At 26.1% G+C, this 14799-nt stretch carries 13 protein-coding genes; 5 read left to right on the top strand and 8 right to left on the bottom strand.

Annotated features, from left to right (window positions below; genetic code table 11):
- Nucleotides 1-58 precede the first annotated feature (58 nt).
- From AVENP_RS14370 to AVENP_RS14360, 3 genes are all read right to left on the bottom strand, one after another.
- Nucleotides 59-2416 carry a TonB-dependent siderophore receptor gene (locus tag AVENP_RS14370; RefSeq protein WP_128360063.1) on the bottom strand — a complete coding sequence of 786 codons (2358 nt, stop codon included), beginning with the start codon at nt 2414-2416 and terminating at the stop codon, nt 59-61.
- Nucleotides 2417-2530: 114 nt separating this feature from the next.
- Nucleotides 2531-3493 (bottom strand): FecR family protein, encoded by a 963-nt coding sequence (locus tag AVENP_RS14365; RefSeq protein ID WP_128360062.1) that lies wholly within the window; start codon nt 3491-3493, stop codon nt 2531-2533.
- Between the two features lie 11 nt (nt 3494-3504).
- Nucleotides 3505-3963, bottom strand: a complete 459-nt coding sequence (locus AVENP_RS14360; RefSeq protein WP_128360061.1) for an RNA polymerase sigma factor — start codon at nt 3961-3963, stop codon at nt 3505-3507.
- Between the two features lie 153 nt (nt 3964-4116).
- Here AVENP_RS14360 and AVENP_RS14355 point away from each other — a divergent pair, with 153 nt between their 5' ends.
- Complete coding sequence (locus AVENP_RS14355; protein WP_128360081.1) at nt 4117-5361, top strand: P-loop NTPase fold protein; 1245 nt, start codon at nt 4117-4119, stop codon at nt 5359-5361.
- 16 nt (nt 5362-5377) lie between these two features.
- On the opposite strand, the gene AVENP_RS14350 is transcribed toward AVENP_RS14355, so the two are convergent.
- Complete coding sequence (locus AVENP_RS14350) at nt 5378-6757, bottom strand: ATP-binding protein (protein WP_128360060.1); 1380 nt, start codon at nt 6755-6757, stop codon at nt 5378-5380.
- A 118-nt stretch (nt 6758-6875) separates the two neighbouring features.
- Here AVENP_RS14350 and AVENP_RS14345 point away from each other — a divergent pair, with 118 nt between their 5' ends.
- A complete protein-coding gene (locus AVENP_RS14345; RefSeq protein ID WP_128360059.1) occupies nt 6876-8276 on the top strand; it encodes a cobyric acid synthase in 1401 nt (466 codons plus the stop codon).
- Here AVENP_RS14345 and AVENP_RS14340 read toward each other — a convergent pair.
- Entirely contained in the window at nt 8273-9628 is a 1356-nt protein-coding gene (locus AVENP_RS14340) for a sensor histidine kinase (protein ID WP_128360058.1), read from the bottom strand. The two genes, AVENP_RS14345 and AVENP_RS14340, sit on opposite strands and share 4 nt — an antisense overlap.
- 102 nt (nt 9629-9730) lie before the next feature.
- Between AVENP_RS14340 and AVENP_RS14335 the strand changes: the two genes are divergently transcribed.
- Nucleotides 9731-9982 carry a helix-turn-helix domain-containing protein gene (locus tag AVENP_RS14335; RefSeq protein WP_128360057.1) on the top strand — a complete coding sequence of 84 codons (252 nt, stop codon included), beginning with the start codon at nt 9731-9733 and terminating at the stop codon, nt 9980-9982.
- A gap of 9 nt (nt 9983-9991) precedes the next feature.
- On the opposite strand, the gene AVENP_RS14330 is transcribed toward AVENP_RS14335, so the two are convergent.
- Nucleotides 9992-11413 (bottom strand): SDR family oxidoreductase, encoded by a 1422-nt coding sequence (locus tag AVENP_RS14330; protein ID WP_128360056.1) that lies wholly within the window; start codon nt 11411-11413, stop codon nt 9992-9994.
- A 90-nt stretch (nt 11414-11503) separates the two neighbouring features.
- Between AVENP_RS14330 and cbiB the strand changes: the two genes are divergently transcribed.
- Nucleotides 11504-12391, top strand: coding sequence for an adenosylcobinamide-phosphate synthase CbiB (gene cbiB / locus AVENP_RS14325; RefSeq protein ID WP_128360055.1), 888 nt, complete (start codon nt 11504-11506; stop codon nt 12389-12391).
- Nucleotides 12391-12822 (top strand): hypothetical protein, encoded by a 432-nt coding sequence (locus AVENP_RS14320; RefSeq protein ID WP_128360080.1) that lies wholly within the window; start codon nt 12391-12393, stop codon nt 12820-12822. Before cbiB ends, AVENP_RS14320 begins: the two co-directional genes overlap by 1 nt.
- Before the next feature lie 18 nt (nt 12823-12840).
- On the opposite strand, the gene AVENP_RS14315 is transcribed toward AVENP_RS14320, so the two are convergent.
- On the bottom strand, nt 12841-14121 hold the full coding sequence (locus AVENP_RS14315) for an ArsS family sensor histidine kinase (RefSeq protein ID WP_128360054.1): 1281 nt from the start codon (nt 14119-14121) through the stop codon (nt 12841-12843).
- Nucleotides 14118-14795: a response regulator transcription factor gene (locus tag AVENP_RS14310; protein ID WP_216836543.1), complete on the bottom strand. Its 678-nt coding sequence runs from the start codon at nt 14793-14795 to the stop codon at nt 14118-14120. The genes AVENP_RS14315 and AVENP_RS14310 overlap by 4 nt, the downstream gene beginning before the upstream one ends.
- Nucleotides 14796-14799: the final 4 nt, after the last annotated feature.

Below are 14799 nucleotides of genomic sequence, written 5' to 3'. Positions count from 1 at the left end.
GTATTTAGAACCCATGAGCTAATATTTTAATAAAGAGACTTATAAAGTCTCTTTATTATTAAAATTCTACTTTCATTGAATAAGCAATATTTCTTGGGATACCTAAAGTATCACTTGAAGCCCAATAACTTTCATTAGTTAAATTTGCTATATTTAGATTAAAAGTTGTAGGATATTTATCTAATTTTGTTTTATATCTAAGTCCTGCATCATAAATAATATAAGCATCTATTTCTTGAAGATTTGTATTGTCTGCAAATCTACTTCCCGTATAATATGCTCCACCAGTTAAAGTTATTCCTTTTATTTGAACTACATCATATTCAGCATAAAGTTTTGCCATTTTTGATGCTGTCCCAGTTGGTTTTTTCCCTTCTAGTTTAGGGTCATTACTTTTGTCAATTTTAGGATCTAATATTGTTCCACCAGTAATTACAGTCAAATTGTCGGTTACTTTTCCTGTAATAGTTAATTCTATTCCCTCATGTATTCTTTTACCATCTTGCACATAAGTTGGTATAGGTAAAGCTTTATCTGAATATTCATAAGGTTTTTCTATTCTAAATAATGATGAACTTAAAAGTAAATTTTCTGAAACAGAATATTTTGCTCCAACTTCGTATTGCTCACTTTTTAATGGTTCTAATATTTCACCTGCATTTTTATAAGTACTTCCAACTATTGTTCCTTTTTCTAAAGCTTCCATATAAGTTGCATAAGTTGTTAAGTCTTCAAAAGGTTTATATATTAAAGATAGAGTTGGAGTTAATTCAGATTTATTATATTTAGATGTTTCTTTTCCTGAAGCATTAAAAACTTTTGTACCAATAGTTGTATAGTTAGCCCCTATTAATGCACCCCATTGCTCATTAAAAGCTATATCATCTCCAATTACAATATTTGTATTTTCTGATTTATTTGCTTTGTATTTTTTTCCATAATCACTTGTGTTAAATTCAGAAGGCATAGGATAATTTAGTAAATCATCAAGAGTTAAATTAGATGGTGTTGTAGAAGCCCAAATAGAATTTTTTTCATATTGTCTTTGTTCTAAAATATCACCTGAAATTCCCATTGTTAATTTATGTTTAATATTTAAAGTATTAAATTCGCTGTCTAAATAAGTATATGTACCTTGTGCTATATAATCAACTGGATTTACTTTACTCATCCATTGTAATTTCCAACCTGTTGTTGTAAATGTTGGAAAAGCTTGAGTATGTTCTCGTGTATCTTTTTTATATAAATAAGCACTTCTAAGTGTAAAAATATCATTTATACTCCAATTTGCATTTAAACCAACTCTATTTGTTTCAGTTTCATTATATACCCAATTAGTAGGAACATATGTTTTATTCATATCTAGTGAATCTGCACTAGGCCAAACATTAGGTATATCTGAATAGAAAGATTGTTCTCTTCCTTCTGCTTTGTAATATTGATGTGCAGCTTCTAATTGTAATAATAAATCATCAGAAACATTCCAATCTATAGCTCCACTTATTAGTTTTCTTTCAATATTTTGGTCATCTTTTGAAGTTTCACCATCTTGATATGAAGTATTTAATCTATAGGCAAATTTGCCTTTTTCATCTATTTTATTTCCTAAATCAAGATGTGCAAAGTATTGTTCTCCACCATAATTACCAATAGTTAAATTTGTAAGAGGTTTATAAGTTGGTCTTTTAAGTACATAATTTGTTGTTCCCCCAACATTTCCTACTCCATACATAAATCCAGAAAGTCCATTTAATATTTCAACACTTTCTAATTCTTCCATACTAATACCAGATGAAGTTGAAGAAAGTCTTACTCCATCCATAATTCCAGTTTGTGTACTAAACCCTCTAATTGTCGCATATGGTGTTCCATATACAGAAGTTGTAGGACCAGTTTGAGTAATAGGATTCATTTTATAAACTTGATCCATATCCCCTGCAATAGAATTTTCAATTAATTCTTGGGGCATTACTGTCATAGAATAAGGAGTATCTTGAAGTGATTTTGCTCCCCAAAATCCAATTTGTTTTACTTCATTTACAACATATCCATCTTCAGCACTTCCCGTTCTATAACTATCTGTTACAGAAATATCATCAAGAATTGTTCCACTTCCAACTATTATTTTCTTTTTTATAATAATAGTTCCATTTTCAATAGTAGCTTCTAGTCCACTTCCTGCTAAAACCTTATCAAGGGCATTTTTTACACCTTCTATATTATTTATATTTGCAGCATTTTTACCTTCAATTAAATTTTCATCTACAATATATGAAAGTTTTGATTCTTTTGAAATTTTTTCTAGTGCTTGTTTCAAAGACATATCTTTTATTGTATAAGTTTCTTGTGCAAATAAATTACTACAAAGTAATATTGCAATAGAAGAAGTTATAATCTTAGATTGTAATTTCGTCATTTCTTTTCCTTGTTATATTCATAAATAATTATGAGAATCGTTCTCGTAATTATAAAACGAAATAGGATTAAAAAATCGGACACTATTTTTTAGAAATTTAGAAATTTAGAAATTTTATATTTTACTAATGTAAATTTTATTTTGTTCTTTTTTTATTTTAATAGGATATATTTTTTGAATAGCAAATAAAAACTTATCTATTTCTTTTGTATTAAATTTCCCACTAAAAAGCCTATCTTCAATATCTTTTGTTTTAAATTCAACTTCAATATTTTGGTATCTTGAAAAATCTTTAAAAGCATTTTTTAGTGTGATTTTACGAAAAATCAATTCATTATTTTGCCAAGGAGCAATCTCTTGGATTTCAGTTTCTCCAAGATAATGAATTTTTCCCGTATTATCAAGGATAATCTTTTCTCCTTTTTTAAGATGAGTTATATTTTGAGGTTCAAAAAATTGATTTTGAATATGACCAATTTTTACAATACCCTCCAAAACACTTACTGTTGTAGTATCATTTAAATTAGTTACTTCAAATTTTGTACCAACAACTTCAATAGATGTTTTTCCAGAAGTTATAATAAAAGGTCTATCTTTATCTTTTGCAACTTCAAATAATGCTTGACCATTTTGTAATAAAACTTCTCTTTTATTTTTAAAATAAGTTATTCCAATATTTGATTTTGTATCTATTGAAATAATAGAACCATCAGGAAGAAGCTCTTTTTTTAGATTTGTGTATTGGGTTTGATAATTTTTTTCATAGTTTGGAATAAAATTATCATAACCAATAAATAAAGCAAATATAACAGCAGCACAAGCAATAATAGGTTTAAGAGTTTTTTCTACAAATTTGATTTTTTTTGCTCCATAGTGAGCTTTATTGCTAAGAGTTTGTGAATAATCTTTTGGAATATTTTGAAATATATTATGGATATTTTTTACTTCATCAAAAGCTTTTTTATGTTCGATATTTGATTCTAACCATAAATTTAATTCTTCTTTTTCTTGCAAAGTTAATCCCTCTTTTTGACAGGTTACCCAATATATAGCTTTGTCTTTGATATTATCTTTCAACTTTATTCCTATTATTTAGTTAATTTTTCTTGCAGATTTTTTGTAGCTCTTATTATATGTTTTTCAACTGCATTTGGACTTATTCCCATCATAAAAGCAATCTCTTTTCTACTATAACCATCTATTGTATGTAATAAAAAAGCTTCTTTACTTCTATTTGGTAAAGTTTCAACTATTTTCATTAGGTTTTCGTATTGATTTGTTTCAAGAACAATTTCATCTGGTTGTTCATCTTTTGGGATAGAATATATCTCTTCTTGAAACTCTATTTGAGATATTTTTTTGTTTTTTCTTGATTCATCAATTACAATATTTTTTGCAACTTTATATAAAAATGAACGATTAATTTCTTTGTTTGAATCTAGTTCTATGCATTTGGCATAAGCTTCTTGGGTTATATCTTTTGCAGTTTCTTTATCTCCCACAAGTTTTGTAACAAAATTGAATATATCTTTGTAGTAAACTAACATCTTTTTCTTTTTCTTAATTTTGATAGAAGTTATCAAAATAAGATTTAAAAATGACTTATCTAAAAGCTCATCAAGACAAGCAAAGAGTAATTTTAATATTAAATTATATGGACAATGAATATAATAAACTACATAAAAATTATTGGAAATAAAATGTCAAATCAACAAAGATTAGAAGAGTATTTAGTGGGTAATGAAAAGAGTTACTTAAAAGATGACATTTCAAATGGCAAAGTTATTATGCTTTCAGGAAAATGGGGAAGTGGTAAAACTCATTTTTGGAAGAATATTATAGAAAAAGATTTAATAGAATCTCAAACTAAAAAGCAAAAAGCCTATGTCTATAGCAGTTTATATGGAAATAGAACAATTGATAAAATTGAGGATAATATTTATGCTCAAGCTTATTTATGTTCAGTTGGTGGGAAAAATGCAGTAATATCTGGATACGAAAAAGTAAAAGATTTTGGGAAGAGATTTGGAAGTTTTTGCTCACTTCTTGATGTATCAAAATTAGTAGATGGAATTGATGATATTCAACAAAAAAATATTAAAAAGAGTGCGTTATCATATCTTGAAAATGGTGGAATTGTTTGTTTTGATGACTTTGAAAGAAAATCAAAAGATATAGATTTAAATGATTTATTTGGATTTATTTCACATTTAGCTATTGACCTAAATTGTAAAGTAGTGATTATTTTAAATGATGATGTTTTTGAAGGCAAAGAGAAAAATGTGTTTTCAAGAGTAAAAGAGAAATCTGTATCTAAGTTTTTAAAATATGAACCAAGTATTAGAGACTTATTTAAATCTATAATCTTTGAAAAAGATAATAGTGATAAATTTAAATATTCAAAACTAAGAAAATATGTAAAAATCATTTTAAAAATTATTGAAGACACACAAGAATTAAATGCAAGAATTTATATTCAAGTTTTGGATAATTTAGTTGAGTGGTGTGATAAAAAACAAGAGATAAATGATAATATTTTGAGATGTTTGATTTTGGTGAATATTAATTTTATTTTATATCATAAGATAGTAACATCTAGCATCAAGCAAGAAAGAGTGGTTTATGATAATTTAGATATAAAAAGATATTGTATAAAGAATATGGAAAATGATGCTAAATTCATAAAACTTTTCAACGATACAATGGATATAGCTTGTTCTAAAAAATCAATAATAAAAAGACTTATAGATGAAGTATCTCAAGTAAGAAAAGAAATTTATAATCAAAGTGTTATTGATAATAGCATTAAGTTCATTAATGAAAATCATTCTAATATATATGCAATTAATTTTGCAACAATGTTTAGTTTTGATGAAAATGTATCAAAAAGAGAATTAAACAAAATCAACAACTTCATAGAAACAGGAATCCTAATAAATGAATAACATCTAAATCCACAAGCTAAGTCAAAGGTAGTTCAATAATAAACCTTGCTCCAAACTGCGTATTTTCAACTTTTATTATTCCTTTAAAATAGTTTTTGATGATATAGTAAGTAATATACAATCCAAGTCCAGTTCCTTGGCTTTGGTGTTTTGTTGTGTAATATATATCAAAAACTTTTTTTAAATCTTCTTCTTTTATTCCACCTGCATTATCTTCGATTTCAATATAGGCAAAACTATTTTTTTTGTAAGCTTTTATAGATATTTGTTTATTTTCTATTGCATTACTAAGCAAAAAATCTCTTGAATTATTTAATATACTTAAGAGTGCTTGTGATAGTTTTGAATTATTTCCAACTAAAAAAATACTCTCTTTTGGGAACTCTTTTTTAATAGTGATTTTATTTTCAGTGAAACTCGAATTTAATATAAAAAGTGTTCTTTCGATATTTTTCACAATATCAATATTTTCTAAAATATTATCAATATTTACAAACTCATCAAAGTTATTTATAGTATTTGATAGATAATCTACTTTAGACATAATAATATTGGTTTTTTCAGATAAATCTTTATTTACATTTTTACTTAATTCATTTTCAATTTGAATACTACTTGCAATGGTTGAAATAATACATAAAGGTTGTCTCCATTGATGTGAAACATTTATTATCATTTCTTCCATTTGAGCAAAGTGAAATTGTTGTTGAATTACTTTTTCTTTTTCTAAATTCTCTTTTATTGCATCTTCTATTTTTATAGTAAGTGAACTATTTAGTTCTAATAACTCTTTTTCTTTTTGTTCTGCTTTTCTTATTGAGGGAATTACAATAAATAAAGCTTCACATAACAAAGTTAAAAGTGTACCAAACAATATTAGTTGTTCTCTTTTTAACAGTTCAGCCGTTTTTTTATCACTTTCCATCTGAAAAGCTAAAACAGCTTTATCCAAAAAAGGTAAGAGTTCAAAAGAGTTAAGTTCTATTTGTTTTAATAAATCTGAATTATTTGTTTTATAAAAAGAAGTAACTAACTTTAGATAATTTTCTACTTTTTCATTTAAATTATCTTCTTTTGAAAAATATATATTTTTGATTTCCTTAGATGTTAAATGTTCAATGATATAAGAGTGTTCTTTTGACATTAAAGCAATTAATTCTATTAAATGGTTTTTTAAATTTTCATCTTTTGATTCATAATATCTTTTTGTAATAAGTGCAGTTTTTTGAGAAAGCATTCTTTGTTTACCACTTAGGTTTATAATTTCTGCATAAATCTCTTGATTGTGAATTTGATTGCTCATTGTACAATAAGCAAAAAATGCCCATGAAATTAAAGAAGTAAAAATTATAATATAAACAGATTTTATGCTAAAGCTTTTTATTAGTTTTTTCATTTGATATTCTTTATTTTAAGTATTAATACATATACTTAGCTTTAGAATTATAACGATAAGATTTGAAAAAATAATTGAAATGACTGTATAAATAATAAATAATGGAAGAAAATGATTAATGAATAAATTAAATAACATCTCAATTTTTGGTACAAGTAGTGATGCTGGAAAATCAACTATAACTTTTGTTATAGCAAAAATCCTTCAAGATTTGGGATATAGCGTTGCCCCTTTTAAAGCTCAAAATGTATCAAATAATTCTCATGTTTGTGATGATGGAAGTGAGATTGCTATTGCTCAGTATTTTCAAGCTGAAGTTTTGGGCGTACAAACTTCATATCATCTAAATCCAGTTTTACTAAAATCTGGTCGAGGAAGTTCTGCTTCACTTATCGTTGAGGGAAAAGTTGTTACAAACAAAGATGTTAGGGAATATTATAGGGATTTAGACTTACTAAAACCAGCTGTAAAGAGATGTTTTGATTATTTGGATGCAAAGTATGATTGTGTTGTTTGTGAGGGTGCAGGAAGTCCTGTTGAGCTAAATCTAATGGATAAGGATTTATCTAATATTTTTATAGCTACTGAATACAACACAAAAATCATTTTAGTGGCAGACATAGAAAAAGGTGGAGTTTTTGCTTCTATTTGGGGAGTTTATAATCTTTTGCCAGAGCATTTACGAAAAAATGTAATAGGTGTGATTGTAAATAAATTTAGAGGTGATTTAACACTTTTTGATGAGGGAATTAGAATCATAGAAGAGGATTTTAAAATCCCAGTTTTGGGAGTTTTGCCATATTTACCTTTTAATTTAGGCTTTGAAGATAGTGCATCTTTGACAAACTTTGTTCAACAACCACGAAATAAAAAACTAGATATTGCAGTGATTGCATATCCATATATGAGTAATTACAATGATTTTGAGCCTTTGATTGCAGATGATGAGGTTTTTGTGGAGTTTGTGAGTTCCAACATTTCACTTGAAAAGTTTGATTTAGTGATTTTGCCAGGAAGTAAGCTTGTAATTAAAGACTTAAAATGGTTAAAAGAAACTGGACTTTTTTCTCAAATACAAAACTATAAAAAAGATATTTGTGCCATTTGTGGCGGATATGAAATGATGTTTGAAAATCTTGAAGATAAATACTCTTTGGAAAATGAAGAAGCCATCAAAGAAGACGGTTTTGCTTTAATTGATGATGTAATTGTTTTTGAAAAAGAGAAAATCTTAGAGAAAAAAACTTATGATTTATTTGGTGAAAAAATAGAAGGTTTTGAAATACACCACGGAATGTGTAAAAATTATCCTTTATCTTTTGAAAAACAAAATTTCAAAGGAACTTTTGTACATCAAATTTTTGATAACAATGAATTTAGAACAAAATATTTTAAATTAATAAAAGCTGATTATGTAGGTTTTGATTTTCAAGAGTACAAAAAACAAACTGTTGATAATTTTATAGGAACACTAAAAGAAAAACTAGATGTGGAATATATTCTAAAAAGTATAAGTTAAAGGCTTAATGCCTTCTCTTGTAGCATTATTGTAAATTTTGCGCCGTAATATTCAGTCTCTTCATATGTGAATTTCTCATTTTTAGCATATATTTCTCCATTTAGGATATTTGTTATTAACATCATTGTTATGTATAAACCAATTCCCGAATCAAGAGTTAGAGTTTTTGTTGAAAAGTAAAGTTCAAAGATTTCATCAATTATTGATTCATCTATACCATTTGCATTATCTTGTATTTCAATTATTAAATAATTATTCTTTTTATAACAATTAATAAGAATGAGTTTTTTTATTGAAGAATCAAGATTTGCTAAAGCATCTATTGCATTGTTTAAGATATTAATAAAAACTAAAATCAGTTGATCTTCTAATGAAACTATTTCAATATCATCTATATTTTTTATTATTCTAATATTTTTTGAAAGAAATTGAACATTTAAAATTTTTAAAGTTTGCTCAACTGTTTGTTTAATATTAAACTTTTTTGTTTTGCTGTTTGATGGATTTAGAAAATTCCTAAAATCATCAATTGTATTAGATAAATTTTGAGTAGATTTATTTATTAAATCCATTGTAGATATTAGCTCTGAATCTTCTAATATTCCCATTTCTTTTTTGAGTTTAATTCCTGTTGAAGCAGTAGATAAAATGGAAAGAGTTTGTCTCCATTGATGAGTTATATCTCCAATAATTTGACCAAGTGAAGCCATTTTACTCTGTTGATATAAAAGTTTATTTTTTTTTATTTCTTCATTTTCTAGTTTTATCTTTTTTGTTATGTCAATCATAAATATTATGATATTTTTTACATTGTTATATTCATCAAAAATGGGAACTCTTGAAGTTTTTACCATTAATACTTTATTATTTATAATTAATTTTTCAATAAGATTAAATTTACCTTTTTTAGTTTTAATTATTTCTAAATCGTCATTATATTGTTTTTGAAAACTAATTGGAAAAATTTCTTTTGCTGGTTTGTTAATAATATTTTCTAAAGATATAGAGAGCTGTGTTAAGGCCTCTTTATTCACTGTTAGTATAAAATCATTTAAATCTTTATAGATAATCATAATAGGAAGTTCATCAAGAATATTTTTCATATTTTCTAATTTATTATTTTCATTATTTAATAAATTTAATTTAAAATTTTGGAATTTAATTTTTGTTATTTTTGAGATATACATAGTAATAATTGACAATGTAATTATTAAAAAAAATAAGATTATTATGATGTCTTTTTTGAACTCAACATTAAAATATAAACAATATCCTATATAGGCCATTATAAAAGAGAATATATAGTAGAAAGGAATAAATTTTATAAAATTTAGAATAGATCTTTCATCCATATTTAGCTCCAATAATAATTTATTTTTTTTATTCCCTATAGGGAATAGGAAAATTATTTTATCTGTAATATTCTTAGATAAAACTTTCACTATGGGGAATAAATGCAACTATATTCGGAAATAGATACGGCAGAAGTTGATGAGTTTTACAGGAAAATTGCATTGAATGTTAAGAAACATAGATTAGAAAAAAATATCTCTCAGATGGAATTAGCTTTAAGCATGGGACATAAATCTGTAAGTAGTATCGGGAAAATAGAAGCTGGATTAGAAAATAAACATTACAATATTGAAAACTTATATAAAATTGCAAAAATCTTAGATGTAGATATATGCAATTTTTTTAAGAATTAATAAAATATTTTATAGACTTTTAGCCTTTTTGATTATACTTTTTATCATGTTATTAAATACAAAATAGTGTAGGGGAACTAAAATATACCAATATAATCTTCCCAAAACTCCTTTTGGATAAAAGTAAGCTGATTGGATTAGTTTATTATCTTTGATTTTAAACTCAAGCCAAGCCATCCCTGGAAGTTTCATTTGAGCAAATAATAAAAGTCTTTCATTTTGTTTTAAATCAACAACTTTCCAAAAATCTAAACAATCACTAATTCTTAAATCACATTGGCTTCTTCTTCCTCGTTTTAGTCCAACGCCACCAATCATTTTGTCAATTATTCCTCTTATTTCCCATAAGAAATCAAAATCAAACCAGCCATTTGTTCCACCAATTCCAATAAATGATTGATAAACTTTTGAGGCATCGAGATTTGAAATATCAATCTCTTTTCTATCAATGAAAACAGCTTTTGATATTTCATTTTGGGCATCTTTTTCCCAAATATTATTTGAGTTGTCATTCCATCTACTTATTACTTGGTCGTTTTCTATCTCTTTTATTGCATTTGATACTGAATCTTCATAAGAAATTGGAGTAATCTCGGGGAAATATTTTTTCGCATTGTCATTTTGAATTACAACTTCTGATTTTAGTCCCTCAATCAAAGCTTTTGCCACACTAAAAGGAACAGGAGTAAAAAGGTTTAACCAATATGATGAAATGTTTATAGACATAAAAGGAAGTGGAATAATAATTCTTTTTAATCCTAAAACTTTCGCTGTTTTTAACATCATGCTTTTATAACTTAATTGTTCACTTCCAATATCTACTATTAAATTTTCTTCTTCTTTTAAATATATTGAGTTATGCAGATATGATAAAACATCTTCAACGGCAATTGGTTGTGCTTTTGTAGTTACCCATTTTGGAGTTGTCATTATTGGAAGTTTTTCTGTTATATTTCTAATAATTTCAAAACTTGAACTTCCTGAACCAATTATAACTCCTGCTCGAATCCAAATAGTTTGAACATTTTTATTTGAACTTAAAATTTCTCCCGTTTCTATACGACTTAAAAGATGTTCACTTGTATCACTATTTTTTACACCCAATCCACCCAGATATATAACTCTTTTTACTTTACAAAAAGCAGCAGCTTCTAAAAAGTTTTGAGCAGATAATTTATCCAAATCTCTGTAATTATCTTTGTTTAAAGAGTGAATTAAATAATAGGCTACATCCACATCTTTTAGGGCAATTTTAAGTGATTCTAAATCAAAAGTGTCACCTTGAACTATCTCTAAATTGTCTTTTACTTCATTTGATAAACTGCTTTTATTTCTAACTAAGAGTCTTAAATCTATATTTTTATCTTCTATTAATCTTTTTTTCAGTCTTCTTCCAATATATCCAGTAGAACCTGTAAGTAGAACTTTCATTTTGACTCCTTTTAATAAACTAATGTTACTATTGCGTTAAATTAATTATATCACTAATTAAAAATTTAAAGATAGGGAAATTGTCAGTTCATGTTTTTTGAAGTAGCTTTGATAGCATATATTATAGATATGATTTTTTCTGAATTCCAAAAATTCAAATATTTTAAACATCCAATAATTTTTATGGGAGATTATATCTCTTGGTTTGAAAAGAGGTTTTATAAAGACTCAATTCTTAGAGGATTTTTTTTAACTCTTTCTTTGCTTTTTGTGGTTTATATTATTGTCTCTATTTTTGCCTTGATTGATAATGTTTTTATTCAAGGATTATTGGCTTCTTTTACACTATCTTCAAAAATGCTTTATGATGCTGTAAAAGATGTAATATCAAATGAGAACATTGAAGACAAAAGATATAAAATCTCTATGTTAGTTAGTCGTGATACTTCGACTCTTTCAAATAGTGATATAAACAAAGCTAGTATTGAAACCTATGCAGAAAATCTAAGTGATGGAGTAATTGCCCCACTTTTTTATCTTTTATGTTTTGGCCTTGTTGGAGCTTATTTATATAAAGCGATTAACACTCTTGATTCTATGGTTGGATATAGAAATGATAAGTATGAGAAGTTTGGAAAGTTTAGTGCCCGACTTGATGATGTGGCAAATTATATTCCCTCACGAATTACAGCTTTAATAATATCACTTCTATTTTTTTCTAAAAAGGCATTTTTAGAGTTTTATAAATATGGAAAAAAACATGAAAGTTTTAATGCAGGACTTCCAATATCAGCTTTTGCATTGGCTTTAAATGTTAAACTTGGCGGTCCTACTTCATATTTTGGAAAAATAAAAAATAAACCTTTTTTTGGAGATGGAAAAGAAAATATCGAAAATAGTGATGTTTTAAAAGCTGTAAGTTTTAAATACGCCTTAGATATTTTTATAATAATTGTATTAATTTTAGGAGTTTTATGATGACTTATGAAGAGTGGTTTATCCAACAGGGTAATCTTCATGCAAATGTAATGAAAAAATTAACTGACAAATCAGTTGATGAGGTAATAGAATATTTTAAATTTGAGAATATGGTAAAAAATGAGCCAGATTTTTGCCCATTATATAAAGACAATAAAAAATGCCATGATATGGAAGATTTGAACTGTTATTTATGTGCTTGTCCAAATTTCAGATTTAAAATGGAAGGATTTGAAAAAACACCTGATGGAAAAACTCTTTTTTCTGTTTGTAATATCAAATCACGTGATGGAAGTCAATATATTGGTGAAGATTATATTCACCAAAATTGTTCAGGCTGTATCGTGCCCCATAGGGCTAAATATATTAAAAAGAATTTTAATAGAAATTGGTTTGAAGTTATGAAAGATGTAAGACCTAAAGAGTCTTAAGAAAAAAAAGCGCTCAATTTAATTGAGCGCTTTTGTTGTAATTAAATTCTCTTTAGATTCTTTTATACTTTTAGTTGAGCTTTTCATATTGATGATAAAATAATTTCTTCCACTCTCATATTTATATTCAAGTTTAAATCCATGTAAATTTACAATTGTTTTTACAATATAAAGTCCCAATCCGAAACCATCACTTCTTTTTTCTTCTTGAGAGAAAGCTTCTGTGTAATATGAAAGTTCATGTTTTAGTTGTTCACCTAAAGAGATTATTTCAATTTTTTCTTCATTCGCTTTTATGATAGCTTTTTTATTAGGAGAAAATTTTACTGCATTATCAATAAGATTTTTTAAAGCAATTGGCATCATAGAGTTATCAACATCAAAATCAAAATCAGTAAATTCAACAACTATATGGTCATGATTTACCATCATAATTTCCACAGTTCTATTAAATATGCTTGAAAAAGACTTTTTCTCTTTATAAATCATTGTATTTTTTGATGTTAGTTTTTCTACCGTTGCTAACTCTTTTATAATATCATCCATTCTTTTAAAAGCTCTTTGAAGAGTTTCTCGTGTTTTTTCACTCTCTAGTGTTTCAGCTATAAACATTGCTTTTGTTATTGGAGTTTTTAACTCATGCATCATATTTCTCATAAATAAATCTTTTGATTTTGATTGATTATTTATGATACTTATAGCTTCATTAAAGCTTTTTGCAATAGTTCCTACTTCATCACTACTTGTGTAGTTTAGTTTAATATCTTTATTTCCATTTGAAAACTCAATGAGTTGTTTATTTAAAAGTTTAAGAGGTTTTAATTTTCTTTTTAAAATTTCATATAAAATCAAAAAAGTTAAAATTGATATTATAAATCCAGCAATTATAAAAGCAATACTATAATTATGAGCATCGGCATCTTTTAGCATCAGATTATAGCCATGTTGTTGCACGTAAATGAAATAGTTATCATCATATTTATAAACTCTATAAGTTCCTAAATAATTCTGTGTTATTGTTAGCTCTTGAGCATTTTTTATAATCTCTAATTTTCGTTCTCTTTCTTCAATGGGTTTTACTTTAAATTTTTTAAAAAGAGTTATAAGGGATTCAGCAGTTGGTTGATTTTGGAAAGTACTTAAAAAGTTTTCAGCGATTAACTCATATCTATTTTGCAAAGATACTTCGTGCTTTTGTTGGTCATAATTTAGAAACATTGCAAATGTTATAAAAATAGAGAGAAAAGCTAATGAAAATATAATATTTACAAAAGTAGAAATAGAGATATTTTTTATCATATTAACTGATATCCAATACCTCTTACTGATTTTATATGAGAGTTGTTTTCATCGATTTTTGCTAATTTTGTTCTAATTCTTGAAATTATTACATCAATATTTTTTAAAGATGAATCATCTTCAATATTATCACTAGCATAAATAAAATCTTCCCTTGCAACAACTCCATGATTTCTTTGAACTAATAATTTCAAAATATCATATTCTGCGAGTGTTAATGTTAATGCTGTATTTTGAAATAATATTTGCATATCATCTTCTCTCACTTCAAAAAGTGAATTATGTTCAGGCTTTTTAGGCTCATTGTTTGTATCAACTCTTTTTAGAATAGTTTTAATTCTAGCTTGAAGTTCTCTTGGGTTATAAGGTTTTGGAAGATAATCATCAGCGCCTCGTTCTAATCCCATAACTTTATCCAAAATGTCATCACGAGCTGAGCTAATAATAATTGGAATATCAGATTTTTCTCTAATTTTTGGGATTAATTCTAGTCCATCAATTTCAGGAAGAGTTAAATCTAATATAATAAGTTGATAATCCTTATGTACACTAAGCATTGATAGTCCATTATATGGACTATCAGTGTTCGTAACTTCTATGTCAAACGATTTTAGGTAATCGGTGATGATTTGAGCTAGTTCAATATCATCTTCTATCATTAGTACTTTAATAATTTGT

This window comes from Arcobacter venerupis, from assembly GCF_013201665.1.
Lineage (GTDB): Bacteria > Campylobacterota > Campylobacteria > Campylobacterales > Arcobacteraceae > Aliarcobacter > Aliarcobacter venerupis.
This window is presented reverse-complemented; position numbering and strand designations above follow the sequence as displayed.

Coding starts and splice junctions, on each gene's coding strand:
- AVENP_RS14370 (WP_128360063.1), bottom strand. CDS start 2,416: ATGACGAAATTACAATCTAAGATTATAACTTCTTCTATTGCAATATTA.
- AVENP_RS14360 (WP_128360061.1), bottom strand. CDS start 3,963: ATGTTAGTTTACTACAAAGATATATTCAATTTTGTTACAAAACTTGTG.
- AVENP_RS14355 (WP_128360081.1), top strand. CDS start 4,117: ATGTCAAATCAACAAAGATTAGAAGAGTATTTAGTGGGTAATGAAAAG.
- AVENP_RS14350 (WP_128360060.1), bottom strand. CDS start 6,757: ATGAAAAAACTAATAAAAAGCTTTAGCATAAAATCTGTTTATATTATA.
- AVENP_RS14345 (WP_128360059.1), top strand. CDS start 6,876: ATGAATAAATTAAATAACATCTCAATTTTTGGTACAAGTAGTGATGCT.
- AVENP_RS14340 (WP_128360058.1), bottom strand. CDS start 9,628: ATGGATGAAAGATCTATTCTAAATTTTATAAAATTTATTCCTTTCTAC.
- AVENP_RS14335 (WP_128360057.1), top strand. CDS start 9,731: ATGCAACTATATTCGGAAATAGATACGGCAGAAGTTGATGAGTTTTAC.
- AVENP_RS14330 (WP_128360056.1), bottom strand. CDS start 11,413: ATGAAAGTTCTACTTACAGGTTCTACTGGATATATTGGAAGAAGACTG.
- cbiB (WP_128360055.1), top strand. CDS start 11,504: ATGTTTTTTGAAGTAGCTTTGATAGCATATATTATAGATATGATTTTT.
- AVENP_RS14320 (WP_128360080.1), top strand. CDS start 12,391: ATGACTTATGAAGAGTGGTTTATCCAACAGGGTAATCTTCATGCAAAT.
- AVENP_RS14315 (WP_128360054.1), bottom strand. CDS start 14,121: ATGATAAAAAATATCTCTATTTCTACTTTTGTAAATATTATATTTTCA.